Raw genomic sequence first — 17360 nt, 5'->3', positions numbered from 1 at the left:
CGCGCCGCCTGGCCGCCCGCGGGCGCGAGGGGTCGGCCGACATCGCCGCACGCCTGCGCCGCGCCGATTTCGCCATGCCACCGGGCATCGCCCATCTTACCGTGTGCAACGACGCCTGCCCCGCGCAGGGGATCGCGCGCCTGCTGGCCGCGCTTCAGCCCGACAGGGGCGCGCGATGACGCAGATGGAACCGGCCCTGCGCATCCTCGGCCACCAGGCACAGATCACTGATCACGAAGGGATCCGGCAGGACCGGGCCCAGCCATGCCTGCGCCGCCGCCTGGACGGCGGGCTTTTCCGCGGGGGACAGCCGGTCGGTCAGGGTCAGGTGAAACCGGAACTCCTCCATCACGAAGGGATAGCCCCATCGGTCCAGCAGGTCGCGCTGTCGCGGGGTCAGGCTGTCGGGGCGGCGGCGCGCGATCTGATCAGGCGTCAGCGGCGCACGCAGCGGATCGGTGGCGCGCACCACCGCATCGGCCAGGGCCACCAGCGCCGGTTCCCCGTCCGTGGGCATCAGCGCCAGAAACCCGTCCAGATCGCGCAGCGCCAGCGTGCCGCATTCCACTGCGGGCCGGTCGCCGGCCAGTGCATCGACCGCCGCGATCAGGTCCGTTTCGGGGACGACGGGGTGAAAGGGCGCACGGATCGTGCCGTGAAAGCCGTATTTGCGCGGCTGTCCCACGGGGCGCGCCGGCAGGGCCGGATCGTCGACCGTACGGCCATGCGCCAGGTCCCAGCCCAGCCAGGCCGCCGTGCGGTCCGCGAAGATGCCGGGTTGCGGCGCGCAATAGACGGCATATCGTGTGAAATCCTGCATGCGCGGCACCCTAAGACCGTTTTGTCACATGGCTGTGACAGCTCTCTGCCAGATGACGCCCTTCGACATGATCCTTCAAGACGGAACCCGACCGCATGACCGACATCATCCTTGCCAACGCCCGCCTTGTCCTGCCGACCGAGGTGATCCATGGCCATCTGGTCCTGCGCGACGGTCTGATCGCCGAGATCGGCCAGGGCCGCGCCCTGCCCGCGGGTGCGCTGGATTGCGACGGCGACCTGCTGATGCCCGGCCTGATCGAGCTGCACACCGACAACCTGGAACGCCATATCGAACCGCGCCCCGGCGTGGACTGGCCCCATGCCCATGCGATCATCGCCCATGACGCCGAACTGGCCAGCGTGGGGATCACCACCGTGTTCGACGCGCTGCGGGTGGGGTCGGTCATCACCTCGAACAACGCGGGATACGGCGAATACGCCCGCGCCCTGGCGGACGAGATTTTGGGCCTGCGCGCGCAGGGGGCACTGCGGATTAGCCATTTCCTGCACCTGCGCGCCGAGATCTGTTCCCAGACCCTGCCCGAGGAGATGGCCAAGTTCGGTTCCCAGGACCGCATCGGCATCGTCAGCCTGATGGACCACACCCCCGGCGAACGTCAGTTCCGCGACATCAGCAAGCTGCGCGATTACGTCTGCGGCAAGAAGGGCCTGTCCGAGGCCCAGTTCCTGGACCATGTCGCCGACCAGCAGGCCCTGCGCGCCCGCGTGGGCGAGTTGCACGAGGCCACCGCCGTGGCCGAGGCGCGCCGCTATGGCGCGGTGCTGGCCAGCCATGACGACACCACCGCCCCCCAGGTCGCGGTCAGCGCCGGCCACGGCTGCCATTTCGCGGAGTTTCCGACCACGGTCGAGGCCGCGCAGTCCTGCCACGACCACGACATCCGCGTGATGATGGGCGCGCCCAATCTGATCCGCGGCGGATCGCACAGCGGCAACGTCGCGGCCAGCGATCTGGCGCGGGCCGACCTGCTGGACATCCTGTCGTCTGACTATGTGCCGTCGTCGCTGCTGTCGGGGGCGATGATGCTGGGCGATCTGTGGGGCGATCTGGCGCGCGGCATCGCGACCGTGACGCAGGCGCCCGCCCATGCGGTGGGGCTGCACGACCGCGGCCGCCTGGCCCTGGGCGCGCGGGCCGACGTGATCCGTGTGGCACCCGTGGGCGGTGCCGCGTCGGTGCGGGGTCTCTGGACGCGGATCGCGGCCTGACCCGACGGTGGTCCGCGCCCCGTCACCGGGGCGCGGCAGGGTTCAGCCGGACACGCCGCGCAGGCGGATGATGCCGTCCGCATAGGGTTCGAACCCTTCGATCCCCTGACGCATCGTGTAGAAATACTTGATGTGATACAGGTAGATCAGCGGCAAATCCTCTTTCAGGATGTCGCGCGTCTGGTCGTACAGCGCCTTGCGGGCGTCCGTGTCCGGCTCCGACCGGGCCTGCGCCAGCAGCGCGTCGATATCGGCGTTGCGATAATGCTGATCGTTGTTCGCGCCGTCCGTACCCACAAAGGGGTGGATGTTCGCATCCGGGTCGATCCGCCCCGACCAGCCCTGCAGCGACATGTCGAAATTGCCCGCGACGTTTTCCGCCAGCAGCGTCGCGAATTCCGTCGCGCGCAGCGAAATCTCGAACCCGGTCTCGGACGCCATGGCCTGGATCACCTGACCGACCTGCTGGGCGATCGGGTTGTTGCCGATCTGCATTTCCACCCGGACCGGGGTCTCGACACCGGCTTCTGCCAGCAGGGCACGGGCGGCGTCGGGATCGCGGGCGGGGATCGGGTCGCGGTCGTCGTAATAGACGGTGCCCGGCGCGGCCCATTGGTTGCCGACCACGTATTCACCCTCGAACACGACCTGGTTCAGCGCCTCGCGGTCGATGGACAGCGACAGGGCCTGGCGGACGCGCGCATCCGCGCCCAGCGGGCCTTCGGAACGGGGTCCGTTGCCCACGTTCAGCGTGATGCCCTGATAGCCGATATTGGGCACCTCGAACAGCTGCAGGCGGTCGTCGGTGCGGATGCCCGGCACGTCCGACGGCGCGGTGCGTTCGATGATGTCCAGATCGCCCGAACGCACGTTGGCCAGCCGCACGGTGGTGTCGGGGATCGGCAGATAGATCACGCGGTCATAGTGGAATTCATCCGCGTCCCAATAATCGGCGAACTTCTCCAGCACGATCCGGTCGCCCTCGACCCGGTCGACAAAGGCATAGGGCCCCGAACAGACCGGGGCGCGGCCAAAGGCGGCACCGGCCGCATCGGCGGCGTCGGGCGAATACATGCGCCCCGCATGATGGGCCAGCTGCGCCAGCAGCGTGACGTCGGGCGCGCTCAGCGTGATGGTCAGTTCGTGATCGCCGGTCGCCTCGACGCCCGCGATCGAGGACAGCTCTCCCTTGCGGCGGCTTTCCTGCAGGTTCAGGTTCCGGTCCAGCACGCGGCGGGCGGATTCCGCGTTGAAGGGCGTGCCATCGTGATGCGTGACCCCCTCGCGCAGCGTCATGGTCAGGGTCATGCCGTCATCCGACCAGCTCCATTCGGTCGCCAGTTCGGGAATGATCTCCATGTCGGCATTGGTGTTGAACAGCCGGTTGCACAGCGATTCATAGACCAGCGAGGACACGAAGGTCCGCGACTGTGCCGGGTCCAGCGAATCCGGATCCTCGTTCAGGCCGATGCGCAGGTCGGCCGCCGCCGCCATGCCGCCGATGGCGGCCGTGCCCAATGCCGTGGCCAGTAAGGTGGTCAGGTTCATTGATATCTCCCGTTGGTTTCTTGTGATTGGGGGCGGCTTTTGCGGCCACCCCGTCTGACGGCCCGCCCCCACCAAGGCGACGGCGGACCATAAGTGTATACTAAGGTTCACAATCCCCTTGGCAACCGCGACGGGCCAAAAGGCGATATTTGCACGATCTGCAATTATCTTGCGGGCGGGCATTGATGACGGCCGCCGATATCCTTAGCTAGCTAAGCAACCAGTCGAAAGGACGCGTCATGCCCCGGGAAAGCCCGATCCTCGATACCCTGCTGCGGGTCATGCGGACCCTGCGGCGCAGCTATGACCGCCGGGCCCGGGATGTGGGGCTGACCCTGTCGCGGGCCCGTGCGCTGACGACGCTTGCCCATCATGACGGCATCACCCAGACCGAACTGGCCGCGGAACTGGCGATCGAGGCACCGACCCTCAAGCGCCAGATCGATGCCCTGGCCGCCGGCGGCTTTGTCGAGCGGCGACCCCTGGACGGCGACGGCCGCAAGAACGGCCTGTTCGTGACCGAACGCGGCCGCGACAACGCCATCGTCGAGTTCACCCACCGCCTGCGGCGCGAACTGCTGCACGGCATCGACCCGCAGGACTTGGACCGCGCGGCCCAGGTGCTGGACCAGATCGCCCGCAACATCGAGCGGATGGACCGGACATGAGCGCCCCCGCAGCCCCACCCTCGCCGCATCCGCCCCTGCCGGGATTGCAGGCCGTGGCCTACATGCTGGCCGCCACCGTGATCGGCCTGTCGCAGGGCCTGCAGCAGGGGTTCGTGTCGACCAGCCTCCCCCAGATCGCGGGCGATCTGGGCATCACCACGACCAGCGCGGCCTGGCTGCTGGCGGCCTACATGATCCCGCGCGCGGCGCTGCCGGTGCTGCTGATCAAGATCCGCACCCAGTACGGGCTGCGCCGGTTCGCGGAACTGGGGATCATCCTCTATGCGCTGGTGGCGCTGGCGTCGCTGTGGGCGGTCGATTTCCGCTCGGCGCTGATCCTGCAGTTCCTGGCGGGCGCGGCGGCGGCGCCCCTGTCGACGCTGGCATTCCTCTACATGCTGGAGCCGCTGTCTCCGCAGGCCAAGATGACCCTGGGCCTGCCCCTGGCGATGACGGTGCTGATGACCGGACCGACGCTGGCCCGCGTCGTGGGACCCTCCCTGATCGGCGACGGCGGCATGACCGCGGTTCATGTGACCGGTCTGGGCATGGCGCTGGTGTCGCTGATGCTGGTCTTTTGCCTGCCCCTGCGCCCCATCCCCCGCCAGAAGGTGATCGAACCGCTGGATTTTGCAAGCTTTCTGCTGATCGGGGCGGGCTTCGGCGGGCTGATCGTGGCATTCGTGATGGGCCCCATCTACAACTGGACGGACGTGGCCTGGATCGGCTGGCTGCTGGCGGGCGCGGCGCTGTCGCTGACCCTTGCGGTGGTCGTGGAGCTGAACCGCACCGCCCCCCTGCTGGACATCCGCTGGCTGGCCAGCCCGGCCATCCTGCACCTGACCGGCACGCTGTTCCTGTTCCGGCTGATCCTGTCGGAACAGTCGGCGGGGGCGCCACGCATGTTCCAGGTGCTGGGCGTCGCGCCCCAGCAGATGACCGTCCTGTTCGCGGTGATCGCGCTGGCCAGCCTGATGGGCGCGCTGGCCTGCATCGCCTGGATGCGCCCCACCCGCGTGCCGGCGTTCCATCTGGCGGCCCTGCTGCTGATCGCCGCCGGGGCCTGGCTGGACAGCGGTGCCAGCGTGCTGACGCGGCCTGAACAGATGGTCGTCAGCCAGGCGCTGATCGGCTTTGCCGCGATGCTGTTCATGCCGCCCGCGATGATGGCCGGTCTGCTGCAGGCGCTGGCCAAGGGCCGCAATACATCCTGTCCTTCGTCATCGTCTTCATCTCGACCCAAAGCCTGGGCGGCGTGCTGGGGTCGGGGCTGTTCAACACCTTCACCACCCGCCGCGAGGCCCTGCACCTGCAGGACCTGTCGGTCCAGCTGACCGCCACCGACCCCGCGACCACTGCCACCCTGGCGGGCCGGGCCGCGATGCTGGCCACCCAGATCCCCGATGCCGCCGCGCGGCGCGTGCAGGCGGCGACCGATCTGGGCCAGCAGGTCGCGGCCCAGGCCTGGGTCAGCGCCTATGCCGATGCCTATGCGCTGACCGCGCTGGCCGCCCTGCTGGCGGCGGCCGTGCTGCTGCTTCACCTTTTGCGCGACGTGCTGGCCCGCCGGGCCACCGTCCAGAACACCGGAACCACGCCATGAAGAAAGAGAACCTTGTCCCCACCGCCATCGCCCTGATCCTGGGGTTGGCCGGGTCGCTGCTGCTGCTGTTCGCCTGGGGCCTGCCACCCTTTTCGACCGCCGCCCCGCAGACCGAGAACGCCTATCTGCGCGCCGAGGTCACGATGATCGCGCCCCAGTTGTCGGGATACGTGACCGCGGTCGAGGTCGACGATTACCAGACGGTGGCCGCGGGCGACGTGATCGCGCGCATCGACGACCGCATCCCGCGCCAGAAGCTGGCCCAGGCCGAGGCGCTGCTGCAGGGCGCCCAAGCCGCGCTGAAGGTCGCCGAGCAGGACGTCGTGTCGGCCCAGGCCGTGGCCCGCGCCGAACAGGCGGGCGTCGACGCCGCCGACGGCGCGCTGGAAAACGCCCAGTCGCAGGCCGACCGCGCGGGGCTACTGCTGGACCGGGGGGTGACGTCGCAATCGTCGTCCGACCAGGTCCGGCTGGCCCTGCAGCAGGCCCAGGCCGCCCGCATCCAGGCCGGCGCCCGCCTGGACGTCCAGGCCGAGGCGATCCGGTCGGCCAATGTCGCGCTGGACGCGCGCCGCGCCGACATCGCCAGCGCCGAGGCCACGGTCCAGCTGGCCCGGATCGAGGTCGACAACACCGTCATCCACGCCCCCGCCGACGGCAGCCTGGGCCAGATCGCGGTCCATGTCGGCCAGTACGTGACCCCCGGCACCGCGCTGGTCCCCCATGTCGGCACCGACTTGTGGGTCATCGCCAACTTTCGCGAAACCGCGACGGGCGGGTTGGCGCCGGGGTCTCCGGTCAGCTTCACCGTGGACGCGCTGCAGGACCGCCGCCTCACGGGCCAGGTGGAATCGCTGTCGCCCGCGACCGCATCGGAGTTCAGCCTGATGGCGGGCACCGCCAGCGCCGGCAACTTTACCAAGATCGCCCAGCGCCTGCCGGTGCGTATCACCATCGATGCCGACCAGGACCGCGCGGCCCTGCGCCCCGGCATGTCGGTCGTGGTCCGCGCCGGGTCCTGACCCCTTGACGGCCCGGCACCCGCCGGGCCAGCCTGCGGAATACGGAGGGTGCGACGATGCAGCAGCAAATGGCCGTCCTGACCCTGGGGGTCGCCGACCTGGACCGGTCGGCCCGCTTTTACGGCGCGGGCTTTGGCTGGACCCCGGTGTTCCGGAACCCTGAAATCGCGTTCTATCAGATGAACGGCTTTGTTCTGGGCACCTTCCTAATTGCCAGCCTTCAGGCTGACATGAACCGCGCGACCTGCGCCACCCCGGCGCCTATGCGATGGCCCATAACGTGGCGCGGCGCGACGATGTGGCGCCGCTGATGGCGCGGCTGGCCGATCACGGCGGGCGCGTCCTGCGGCCTGCCGACGCGCCGCCGCATGGCGGGTTCCGCGGCTATGTGACCGACCCCGACGACCATGCCTGGGAGATCGCGTGGAACCCGGCCTGGCCGATCGACGCCGACGGCCACGTGACCTTCGCGCCCTAGGGCTGGCCGATGGTGTCCACCATCGCGGCGCCGATCCGGGCGATGGCGCGGTTGCGCGTCGCCATGTCGGCATCGTTTTCGGTCAGATAGACCGAGGCCAGCCACACGCCCCCCTGCGGCGGGCGGATCACCGCGATGATCGACCGCGACCCATGCCCGCCCGCGCCTGTCTTGTCGCCGATCTGCCAGCCGTTGGGCAGGCTGGCGCGGATCAGGTCGTCGGCGACCGCATCGGCCTGCATCCACGCCTCCAGCTGTCGGCGCGACGGGTCGGACAGCACCGGCCCCAGCACCAGCGCGTCCAGCGTGTCGATCATCTGCGCCGGCGTCGAGGTGTCGCGCGGATCGCCGGGCGTGCCTTCGTTCAGGTCCGTCTCCCACCGGTCCAGCCGGGTGGTGTCGTCGCCGATGGCGCGCAGGTATTCGGTCAGATCCCGCGGCCCGCCGACCCGGTCCAGCAGCAGGTTGGCGGCGGTATTGTCGCTTTGGGTGATGGTGGCGTGGCACAGCTGGGCCACGCTCATCCCGTCCGCGACATGGGCTTCGGTCACCGGCGAATGGCTGACCAGATCGCCGGGGACATAGCCGATGACGCGGTCCAGCTGATCCTCTCCGGCATCGACAAGGGTCAGGATGGCCCCGCACAGCGGCACCTTGAAGGTGCTGGACAGGGGAAACCGCTCGTCCATGCGGTATCCGTGCGTGGTGGGGTCGTCGTGGCGGCGCAGGGCGACGCCGACGCGCCCGCCCAGGTCGGCCTCGACCGCGCGGGCGGCCTGTTCGATGGTCTCGGCGGCCAGCGGCCCGGCCAGACAGCCAAGAAGAACCGCCGCGGCGGCGGTGGGAATGCGGATCATGGATCACCTGTGTCATTGGCCGCGGCCCAGGACGGGGCATGGGGCGGGGCATGGGAAAACTTATGCGGTGCAGCCTGCGCCTTGGGTCTAACCCGTTGACAGCCTGCCGCTCAAACGACAAATCCTGACGTTGCGCATAAGCTGAGGTGATGCCATGGACCGCCCCGACCTGCCCCTGAACGGATTGCGCGCCTTCGAGGTCGCCGCGCGGCAGGGCAGCTTCACCCGCGCCGCGATAGAGCTGCGGGTGACCCAGGCCGCCGTCAGCCAGCAGATCCAGCGGCTGGAGGACCTGCTGGGCCACCGCCTGTTCACCCGCGCCTCGACCGGGCTGATCCTGACCGACATGGGTGCGGCGCTGCACCCGGTGCTGACGCGCAACTTCGACCAGATCGGCGCGGTGCTGGACCGGTTCCAGGGCGGCCGCCACCGAGAGACACTGCACCTGGGCGTCGTCACGACCTTTGCCACCGGCTGGCTGATCCCCCGCCTGCCCGCGTTCGAGGCCGCCCATCCCGACATCAGCATGCGCGTGTTCACCCACAACAACCGCATCGACATCGCCAAGGAGGGCCTGCACATGGCCATCCGCTTTGGTGACCGGCTGGCGTGGCAGGGGCTGGACGCGGACCCGTTGGTCCAGGCGCCGCTGACGCCGCTGTGTGCGCCTGCCCTGCGTGACGCGCTGCGCCATCCGCGCGACCTAGCGGGGCACCGACTGCTGCGGTCCTATCGCGCGGACGAATGGGACCGCTGGTTCGCGGCGACCGGCACCCCCTGCCCGCCGCTGGACGGGCCGGTGCTGGACAGTTCGGTCGCGCTGGCCGATCTTGCAGCGGCGGGCTTGGGCATCGCGCTGCTGCCCGCGGCGATGTTTTCCCGTCAGACGGATGCGGGCACGCTGGTCCAGCCCTTTGCCGCGCGCATCGATGCCGGGCGCTATTGGCTGACCTGGCCGCGGGGCAAGCCGCCGACCCCGGCGATGCAACGCCTGCGCGACTGGCTGCAGGGCCAGACCGGTTTTTCCGCCACCACGGGTTGAAGCCCGCCGCGGGCGGCACTATGGCCGACGCCGAAACGTCACGGCGCAGGAAAGCTGTGCCAGAGGAGGCTTTGGTGAAATCATTGGCATCACTTTCGCGGTTTGTCGGCAATACCTTTGCGGCCTGGGTCGTCCTGTTCGCGGTGCTGGGCTTTCTGCTGCCGGACCTGTTCCGCCAGCTGACCCCCTGGATCGTCACGCTGCTGGGGATCATCATGTTCGGGATGGGACTGACCATCTCGGGTCGCGATTTCGCCGAAGTGCTGCGCAGGCCGGTCAATGTCGGGGTGGGCGTCGCGTCGCAGTTCCTGATCATGCCGCTGCTGGCGGTGGCGCTGACGATGATCATCCCGATGCCCCCCGAGGTCGCGGCGGGCGTGATCCTGGTCGGCTGCTGCCCCGGCGGCACGTCGTCGAACGTGATGACCTATCTGGCCAAGGGCGACGTGGCGCTGTCGGTCGCCTGCACCAGCGTGACCACGCTGATGGCGCCGATCGTGACGCCGTTCCTGATGCTGATGCTGGCCAGCGAATACCTGCCCGTCGATGCCTGGGCGATGTTCCAGTCCATCGTCAAGGTCGTGCTGTTCCCGCTGGCCCTGGGCTTTGCGGCGCAAAAGCTGCTGCCCGCCTTCGTGCGCGCGGCGGTGCCCGCCCTGCCGCTGGTCAGTGTGACCGGCATCGTGCTGATCGTGGCTGCCGTAGTCGGCGCGTCCAAGGGCGCGATCGTTCAGTCGGGGCTTATGATCTTTGCGGTCGTCGTCCTGCACAACATGCTGGGCTATCTGATCGGGTTCATCGCGGCCCGGCTGGCCGGGCTGGACCTGGCCGCCCGCAAGGCCATCGCGATCGAGGTCGGCATGCAGAATTCCGGCTTGGCGGCAGCACTGGCCACCGCCTATTTCTCGCCGCTGACGGCGGTGCCGGCGGCGATCTTCAGCGTGTGGCACAACATCTCGGGGGCGGTGGTGGCCAACATCCTGTCGCGGATGACGGCGCGCTGACGGGCCTCAGCGCCCGGTGATCCCCTCGATCTGCGGGGGGACGCGGGGCTGGGTCACAAACTCCGGGCGGCGGCGTTCATAAAACGCGTTGCCGCCCGTCGCCACGACATAGTGCATGTTGTTATAGGACGCCCGATAGCTGGCCGCGTGAAAGAACTGCGCGTTCTGGATCATCGGGTGGCGCTCGCCGCGCAGCACGGACACCGCCGCCTCGCGCAGGCGCGGCGTCGATGCGCGGTCCATCCGCTTGGTCAGGACGCCGGGCGCGAACTGGTTCTTTTGCCCCACCACGCCGCAGACCGACCGCGGATAGTTGCCCGACTGCACGCGGTTCATCACCACGCTGCCCACCGCGATCATCCCGTCCCGGCTGGACCGGTTCGATTCGAAATACATGGCGCGTTCCATGCATTCCAGCTCGCTTTGACGCTTGAATCCACCGCAGGCGGCCAGCGATGACAGCACCGCCAGCAGCGCGGCCCCGCGCAGCATCCCCTTTGAAAAACCCATGCCCGTCCTGCCCCTGCAGCCTTGTTGTTTCGCAAAGCTTAGCAGCAGGAGAGAGGCGCGGACAACTGTCCACGCGACGCTGAAATATGTCACATGCCTGTTGACAGAAGTCATCACCACGGCCTAGCGTGCAAAAGTCAGAGGGAGACTGACATATGTATCGGCGCGCACGACGGCGCCCGGCATGGGGGGACGACATGACCACGCCGCTGTTGGAAGCCTCGGGCTTTCGCAAATCGTTTGACGGCGTTCCCGCGCTGAAGCTGGGCCAGTTCCGGCTGGAACCGGGATCGGTGCATGCGCTGTGCGGCGGCAACGGCGCGGGCAAGTCGACGTTCCTCAAGATCCTGATGGGCATCCACCACCGCGACGCGGGCACCCTGCTGCGCAACGGGTCCGAGGTGGTGTTCGACAACCCGTCGCAGGCGCTGGCGCACGGCATCTCGATCATCGAGCAGGAGCTGAGCCCCGTCCCCGCCATGACCGTGGCCGAGAACATCTATCTGGGCCGCGAACCGGTGGGCCTGTTCGGGCGCATCGCGTTCCGCGCGATGAACAGCCGCGCCCAAGCCCTGCTGGACGGGTTCCAATTCGGCATCCGCGCCGACAGCCTGATGATGGACCTGACCGTGGCCCAGACCCAGCTTGTCGAGATCGCCAAGGCGCTCAGCTATGACGCCGAGGTCATCATCATGGACGAACCGACCTCCGCCCTGGGCGAGGCCGAGGCCGACCAGCTGTTCGCCGCCATCGCCACGCTGAAGGCGCGCGGCAAGGGGGTGATCTATGTCAGCCACCGCCTGTCCGAGATCTTTGGCGTCTGCGACAGCTATACAGTGTTCCGCGACGGCGCATTCGTCGAGACGGGCACCTTGGCCGACATCGACAAGGACCACCTGATCCAGTTGGTCGTAGGCCGCCCCCTGACCGAGGAATTCATCAAGGAAAACACCCCGCAGGCGCGCGAGCTGCTGTCGGTCGCGGGCCTTTCCGCCGATCGCGGCGTCCAAGACGTCAGCTTTGCCCTGCACGAGGGCGAGATCCTGGCGCTGTACGGGCTGATGGGTTCGGGCCGGACCGAGATCTTCGACCGCCTGTTCGGCCTGTCGGCCGAGAGCGCCGGCACCGTGACCATCGATGGGCGCCCCGCCCAGATCGCCACCCCCCGCCAGGCCATCGATGCGGGGCTGGCCTATGTGACCGAGGATCGCAAGCGGTCCGGCCTGGTCCTGACCGGAGACGTGCGCGAGAACCTGTGCCTGGCCACGCTGGACCGCATGTCCGCAGGCCCGGTAATGAACGCCCGCGCCGAGGGTCGTGCCGCCGCCCGGATGATCGAGACGCTGAACATTCGCACCGCGTCCGACCGGCTGAACGTGGCGCACCTGTCGGGCGGCAACCAGCAAAAGGTGGTGCTGGGCAAGTGGTTCCTGACCGAACCGCGCATCCTGCTGCTGGACGAACCCACGCGCGGCGTCGACGTGGGCGCGAAACGGGAAATCTATCGCGTGATGTCCGATTTCGCCCGCGCGGGCGGGGCGGTCATCATGGTCTCGTCCGAGACGGACGAGGTGCTGGGCATGGCCGACCGCGTGGTCGTCATGCGCGACGGGCGCGTGGCGGGCGAATTGGACCGGGCCACGATGTCGGCCGAGAAACTGCTGCATCTGGCGGCCTGACGCGCCGGGGACGGGCGCTGTCGACGGATGCATGAACGGGAGAGAGACCGGGTGGAAGACCAGACCAAGACCGCAGCGCAGCAGCGCCGCATGATCCCGGCGCGGATCGGACGTGACGCGCAGCGATATGGTATCCTGATCGCGCTGGCGCTGCTGTGCATCGTGTTGTCGATCGTCAGCGAGAATTTCCTGACCTCGCGCAACATCATCAACGTGCTGCGCCAGACCTCGATCAACGGGATCTTGGCGATCGGGATGACGTTTGTCATCCTGACGCGCGGCATCGACCTGTCGGTCGGATCGGTCGTGGCGCTGGTGGGCGTGGTGTCGGCCAGTTTCGCCACGACGTCGGCGGCGGGGTTCATTCCGGGCGCGCCCTACATGCCGCTGATCCCGATCGCGGTGGGCCTGATCACCGGCACCGCGATGGGCGCGCTGTCGGGGGTCGCGGTGGCGCGGTTCGCGGTCCCGGCCTTTGTCGCGACGCTTGGCATGCTGTCGGCGGCGCGCGGGCTGACGCTGATCTATTCGGGCGGACGGCCGGTTCCGGCGCTGACCGACGGCTATCGCTGGATCGGGACGGGCGACGTCGCGGGCATCCCGGTGCCGATCATCCTGTTCGCGCTGGTCTTTGCGCTGTCGCATTTCGTGCTGACGCGGACCCGGTTCGGCCGCCATGTCTATGCCGTGGGCGGCAACCCGCATGCCGCCAAGGTGTCGGGCCTGCCCGTCCGGGCCATCCGCTTTTCGGTCTATGCCATATCCGGCGCACTGGCGGGCATCGCCGGGATGATCCTGGCCGCGCGGACAGGATCGGCCCTGCCCCAGGCGGGTGTCGCCTACGAGCTGGACGCCATCGCCGCGGTCGTGATCGGCGGCACCAGCCTGGCGGGCGGCGTGGGCCGGGTCACCGGCACCGTCATCGGCGCGCTGCTGATCGGGGTGATGAACAACGGCCTCGATCTGCTTGGGGTCGAATCCTATTACCAGCAGGTGATCAAGGGGGCGCTGATCGTGGCCGCCGTCATGCTGGACCGGTCCCGCAAGACCGAAGACTGAGATCCGGCACATGCCGGGACATGGTGTCACTGAGGGAGGAAACCAGATGACGACGAAGATGATGATGACGGCCAGCGCGCTGGCGCTTGGCCTGGGGTTGGGTGCGGCGCAGGCGCAGGACGACCCGATCAAGATCGGCATGGCCGCCTATGGCCTGAACGCCGAGTTCATGCAGCTGTGGTCGGCGGCGGGCGAAAAGCACCCGGCGGTCGAATCCGGCATGGTCGAGCTGACCATCTTTGACGGCCGCTATGACGCGCTGGTCCAGCAGGACCAGTTCGAGACGATGATCACCCAAGGCTTCGACGCGATCGTGTTCGCGCCGATGGACGTCGAGGCCGGCGCCACCGCCGTCCAGCTGGCCGTCGATGCCGGCATCCCGGTCGTCGGATCGAACGCGCGGGTCAACAGCGACCTGCTGACCGCCTATGTCGGATCGAACGACGTCGAGGCCGGATACCTGGAGGCCAAGGCCGTCCTGGACAAGATGGGCTGCACCGGCGCCGTGGTCATCATCGAGGGCCCGATCGGCCAGTCGGGCGAGATCCAGCGCGGCGAGGGCAACGAGAAGGCCCTGGCCGAATGCCCCGACGTCCAGATCCTGGAACGCCAGACCGGCAACTGGTCACGCGCCGAGGCGCAGGCCCTGATGGAGAACTGGCTGACCGCGCATGGCAACGACATCAAGGGCGTGATCGGTCAAAACGACGAGATGGCCCTGGGCGCCATCGAGGCGATCAAGGCCGCCGGCATGGACGTCGCCGATTTCGCGATCGCGGGCGTGGACGGGGTGACCGACGCGCTGAACGCGGTCAAGGCGGGCCAGATGGATTCGATCCTGCAGGACGGCGAGGCGCAGGCCCTGGGCTCGATCGACGTGGCGATCAAGGCGGTCCGGCCCGACTATGAGCCGATGGCCGCGATCTGGGAACAGTATCCCGACATGCCGTGGAACAACGGCGCGGACAAGGAATACAACGTGCCCTGGACCCCGGTGACCGCCGAGAACGTCGACGCCCTGCTGGCCACGCGCCAGTAAGGACCACCCCCTCCGGCGGCACGCCTGCCGGAGGGACCAACACCTCACGAAAGGACTGCGGATGGCCGCTTCACTCGATTTCAGCCTGGGCGGCAGGACCGCCGTGGTGACCGGTGCCGGATCGGGCATCGGGGCTGCCATCGCGCAGGCCTTTGCCGCCCAGGGCGCGCGGGTCGCGCTGTTGGACATGAACCTGGACGCGGCAACGGACGCCGCGGCCGACCTGCCCGGCGCGCAGGCCTTTGCCTGTGACGTGACCGACGCGGACAGCATCGATGCCGCCGTGGGTGCGGTGACGCAGGCCTTTGGCGGCATCGATATTCTTGTGAACTCAGCCGGTATCGTCGATCTGGCCCCGGCCGAGGATCTGGGCAATGCCGCCTGGACCCGCACCATCGCGGTCAACCTGACCGGCAGCTTCCTGATGGCGCAGGCCGTGGGTCGCGCGATGATCGCGCGCGCCAAGGGCGGGCGCATCATCAACCTGGCCAGCCAAGCCGGTTCGGTCGCGATCGAGGGGCATGTCGCCTATTGCGCGTCGAAATTCGGCATCATCGGCGTGACCAGGACGCTGGCGCTGGAATGGGGCGGGCACGGGATCACCGTCAATTCCATCTCTCCGACCGTGGTCATGACCGACCTGGGCCGCAAGGCCTGGGACGGCCCCAAGGGAGAGGCGATGAAGGCGCTGATCCCCGTCGGCCGCTTTGCCGAACCCGATGAGATCGCGGCGGCGGCGGTGTTTCTGGCATCGGGCGCGGCGGCGATGATCAACGGGGCCGACCTGCTGGTCGACGGCGGATACACGGTTCGATGATGGGGGACGACATGACGACCAAGGCGATGCAGCGTTTCGTCAACGATCCCGACGACATCGTGGATGAGACCGTGGCGGGCTTCGTCAAGGCGCATCGCGACCTGGTGCGCAAGGACCCGGCCAACCCGCGCGTGGTGCTGTCGCGCTTTGCGCCCCAGGACGGCAAGGTCGGCATCGTGACCGGCGGCGGGTCGGGGCATGAACCCGCCTTCATCGGCTATGCCGGGCGCAACCTGGTCGATGCCGTGGCGGTCGGAGAGCTGTTCTCGTCCCCCACCGCGAAAAGCTTTGCCGACGCGATCCGGGCCGCCGATGGCGGGGCCGGGGTCGCGGTCCTTTACGGCAACTATGCCGGCGACAACATGAACGTCCGCATGGCCGCGGGCATGGTGGCCGAAGACGGGATCGAGGTCGCGACCGTCGTGGCCAACGACGACGTCTGTTCCGCCCCCGCGGCCGAACGCGCCAAGCGCCGCGGCGTCGCCGGAGAGATCTTCATGTGGAAGATCGGCAGCGCCAAGGCAGCGCTTGGCGGCACGCTGGCCGAGGTTCAGGCCGCGGCCCAGCAGGCCATCGATGCCTGTCGGTCCGTGGGCGTGGGCCTAGGCCCCTGCACCCTGCCCGCCGTGGGCCATCCCAATTTCCAGATCGCGCCCGGCACGATGGAGGTCGGCATCGGCCATCACGGCGAACCCGGCATGCGGGTCGAGGCGCTGAAGACCGCCGACAAGGTCGCCGACGACATGGTCCGGATCGTGCTGGACGACCACGCTTTGCCCGACGGAACCGAGGTCGCGGTGCTGGTCTCGGGCCTGGGCGCGACGCCCGTGAACGAGCTGTACGTGCTGTATGACCGGATCGAGGTCGGCTTGGAACGCGCGGGCCTGCGGGTGCACCGGGCGTTCGTCGGCAACTATTTCACCTCGCTGGAGATGGTCGGCGCCACGCTGACGGTCATGGCGCTGGACGACGATTTGAAACGCCTGCTGGACGTGGACTGTGCGGCGCCGGGCCTGACCGTGGCCGGCACCCAGATCGCGCCCGTGGGCGCCATGTCGGGCGGTCCGCGCCGCCGCACCGCCGCCGCGGACGACGACACCGCCCCCCGTGCGCCCGAAGCGACGGGTGACCCCCGCCTTTCGGTCGCGCAATCGGGCGACATCGTTGCCGAACTGGCCGCGGTGATCGTCGCCAACAAGGCGCACCTGTCCGAGGTCGACGGCCTGATCGGCGACGGCGATCACGGGATCAACATGGCCAAGGGGTTCGGGCGTGCGGCGGAACGCCTGTCCGGCCAGTCGCTGGACGGCGCCTTCCTGGTGCTGTCGGACGTGCTGATGTCGGAAATCGGCGGGTCGATGGGGCCGCTTTACGGGTTCATGTTCCGCGACATGGGCCGCACCATCCGCGACCGCGGCGCCATCGACGCGGACGGGTTCCTGATGATGCTGAACGCAGGCCTGGCCGCGGTCACGGCCACCGGGTCCGCCAAGGTCGGCGACAAGACCCTGATCGACTGCCTGGACCCGGCCATCGCGGCCTTTGACGCGGCGCGCCCCGAGGGGTTCGCCGCGGCCCTCCAGGCGATGGCGCAGGCCGCCCAACAGGGGCGCGACAGCACCGTCGACATGGTCGCCAGACTGGGTCGCGCGGCGCGGTTGGGCGAACGGTCGCGGGGGGTGCCCGACGCCGGGGCCACGTCGTGCTGCCTCATCCTGACGACGCTGGCCGACAGCGTGGGACGCCGCCTGTCGCAGCCGTGACGTGCCGTTCCGGGACCGCTTGCAACCCTGCGGCGGCCCGTGCCAATGAGGTCCGACATGCAGACGTTTTCGCGCCATGATCTGACCGACCTGTTCCGCAGCCTGGCCGAGCGCATGGCGGCGGAACAATCCTATCTGGCCGAACTGGACGGAGAGATCGGCGACGCCGATCACGGCGTGGCGATGGCCGGCGGCTTTGCCGCCGCCGCGCGCGCCTTG

General features: G+C 68.7%; 18 protein-coding genes. 14 read left to right on the top strand and 4 right to left on the bottom strand.

Annotated elements, in window-relative coordinates; translation table 11 throughout:
- Positions 1-154 precede the first annotated feature (154 nt).
- On the bottom strand, positions 155-820 hold the full coding sequence (locus TY51_RS10555; protein ID WP_042249352.1) for a DUF1045 domain-containing protein: 666 nt from the start codon (positions 818-820) through the stop codon (positions 155-157).
- Between the two features lie 95 nt (positions 821-915).
- Here TY51_RS10555 and TY51_RS10550 point away from each other — a divergent pair, with 95 nt between their 5' ends.
- Positions 916-2052 (top strand): alpha-D-ribose 1-methylphosphonate 5-triphosphate diphosphatase, encoded by a 1137-nt coding sequence (locus TY51_RS10550; protein ID WP_042249349.1) that lies wholly within the window; start codon positions 916-918, stop codon positions 2050-2052.
- Between the two features lie 42 nt (positions 2053-2094).
- On the opposite strand, the gene TY51_RS10545 is transcribed toward TY51_RS10550, so the two are convergent.
- Positions 2095-3600, bottom strand: a complete 1506-nt coding sequence (locus TY51_RS10545) for an ABC transporter substrate-binding protein (RefSeq protein ID WP_042249346.1) — start codon at positions 3598-3600, stop codon at positions 2095-2097.
- Positions 3601-3839: 239 nt separating this feature from the next.
- On the opposite strand from TY51_RS10545, the gene TY51_RS10540 reads away from it, so the two are divergent.
- Genes TY51_RS10540 through TY51_RS22670 form a run of 6 tightly spaced genes read left to right on the top strand, consistent with a single transcriptional unit; the run spans position 3840 to position 7371 of the window.
- The gene (locus tag TY51_RS10540) at positions 3840-4268 is read left to right on the top strand and encodes a MarR family winged helix-turn-helix transcriptional regulator (protein WP_042249343.1); all 429 of its coding nucleotides are present in this window, start codon (positions 3840-3842) and stop codon (positions 4266-4268) included.
- A complete protein-coding gene (locus tag TY51_RS10535) occupies positions 4265-5602 on the top strand; it encodes an MFS transporter (protein ID WP_307536172.1) in 1338 nt (445 codons plus the stop codon). Before TY51_RS10540 ends, TY51_RS10535 begins: the two co-directional genes overlap by 4 nt.
- Positions 5524-5871, top strand: coding sequence for a hypothetical protein (locus TY51_RS24300; RefSeq protein ID WP_307536169.1), 348 nt, complete (start codon positions 5524-5526; stop codon positions 5869-5871). The genes TY51_RS10535 and TY51_RS24300 overlap by 79 nt, the downstream gene beginning before the upstream one ends.
- Positions 5868-6893: an HlyD family secretion protein gene (locus tag TY51_RS10530; RefSeq protein ID WP_042249339.1), complete on the top strand. Its 1026-nt coding sequence runs from the start codon at positions 5868-5870 to the stop codon at positions 6891-6893. The genes TY51_RS24300 and TY51_RS10530 overlap by 4 nt, the downstream gene beginning before the upstream one ends.
- 56 nt (positions 6894-6949) lie before the next feature.
- Positions 6950-7204 (top strand): hypothetical protein, encoded by a 255-nt coding sequence (locus TY51_RS22675; RefSeq protein WP_197054721.1) that lies wholly within the window; start codon positions 6950-6952, stop codon positions 7202-7204.
- On the top strand, positions 7174-7371 hold the full coding sequence (locus tag TY51_RS22670) for a VOC family protein (protein ID WP_197054720.1): 198 nt from the start codon (positions 7174-7176) through the stop codon (positions 7369-7371). Before TY51_RS22675 ends, TY51_RS22670 begins: the two co-directional genes overlap by 31 nt.
- Here the strand turns inward: TY51_RS22670 and bla are convergent.
- A complete protein-coding gene (gene bla, locus TY51_RS10520; protein ID WP_052650026.1) occupies positions 7368-8228 on the bottom strand; it encodes a class A beta-lactamase in 861 nt (286 codons plus the stop codon). The two genes, TY51_RS22670 and bla, sit on opposite strands and share 4 nt — an antisense overlap.
- 154 nt (positions 8229-8382) lie before the next feature.
- Between bla and TY51_RS10515 the strand changes: the two genes are divergently transcribed.
- Entirely contained in the window at positions 8383-9270 is an 888-nt protein-coding gene (locus tag TY51_RS10515; RefSeq protein WP_042249337.1) for a LysR family transcriptional regulator, read from the top strand.
- A gap of 74 nt (positions 9271-9344) precedes the next feature.
- Positions 9345-10274: a bile acid:sodium symporter family protein gene (locus tag TY51_RS10510; protein WP_042249336.1), complete on the top strand. Its 930-nt coding sequence runs from the start codon at positions 9345-9347 to the stop codon at positions 10272-10274.
- A gap of 6 nt (positions 10275-10280) precedes the next feature.
- Here the strand turns inward: TY51_RS10510 and TY51_RS10505 are convergent, their stop codons facing one another.
- A complete protein-coding gene (locus TY51_RS10505; protein ID WP_042249334.1) occupies positions 10281-10784 on the bottom strand; it encodes a cell wall hydrolase in 504 nt (167 codons plus the stop codon).
- 197 nt (positions 10785-10981) lie between these two features.
- Between TY51_RS10505 and TY51_RS10500 the strand changes: the two genes are divergently transcribed.
- The 5 genes from TY51_RS10500 (at position 10982) to dhaL (ending at position 17141) form a co-directional block, all read left to right on the top strand.
- Entirely contained in the window at positions 10982-12463 is a 1482-nt protein-coding gene (locus tag TY51_RS10500; protein WP_042249332.1) for a sugar ABC transporter ATP-binding protein, read from the top strand.
- A 51-nt stretch (positions 12464-12514) separates the two neighbouring features.
- Positions 12515-13522 carry an ABC transporter permease gene (locus tag TY51_RS10495; RefSeq protein ID WP_231559003.1) on the top strand — a complete coding sequence of 336 codons (1008 nt, stop codon included), beginning with the start codon at positions 12515-12517 and terminating at the stop codon, positions 13520-13522.
- Between the two features lie 58 nt (positions 13523-13580).
- On the top strand, positions 13581-14561 hold the full coding sequence (locus tag TY51_RS10490) for a substrate-binding domain-containing protein (RefSeq protein ID WP_197054722.1): 981 nt from the start codon (positions 13581-13583) through the stop codon (positions 14559-14561).
- A 61-nt stretch (positions 14562-14622) separates the two neighbouring features.
- The gene (locus tag TY51_RS10485) at positions 14623-15378 is read left to right on the top strand and encodes a GolD/DthD family dehydrogenase (protein WP_042249320.1); all 756 of its coding nucleotides are present in this window, start codon (positions 14623-14625) and stop codon (positions 15376-15378) included.
- Positions 15375-17141 (top strand): dihydroxyacetone kinase subunit DhaL, encoded by a 1767-nt coding sequence (gene dhaL / locus TY51_RS10480; RefSeq protein WP_197054719.1) that lies wholly within the window; start codon positions 15375-15377, stop codon positions 17139-17141. The genes TY51_RS10485 and dhaL overlap by 4 nt, the downstream gene beginning before the upstream one ends.
- Positions 17142-17360: the final 219 nt, after the last annotated feature.

Origin of the sequence: Paracoccus sp. PAMC 22219 (assembly GCF_000787695.1) — a bacterium.
Lineage (GTDB): Bacteria > Pseudomonadota > Alphaproteobacteria > Rhodobacterales > Rhodobacteraceae > Paracoccus.
The sequence above is the reverse complement of the archived record's forward strand: the minus strand, read 5'-3'. Positions and strand labels throughout refer to the sequence as shown.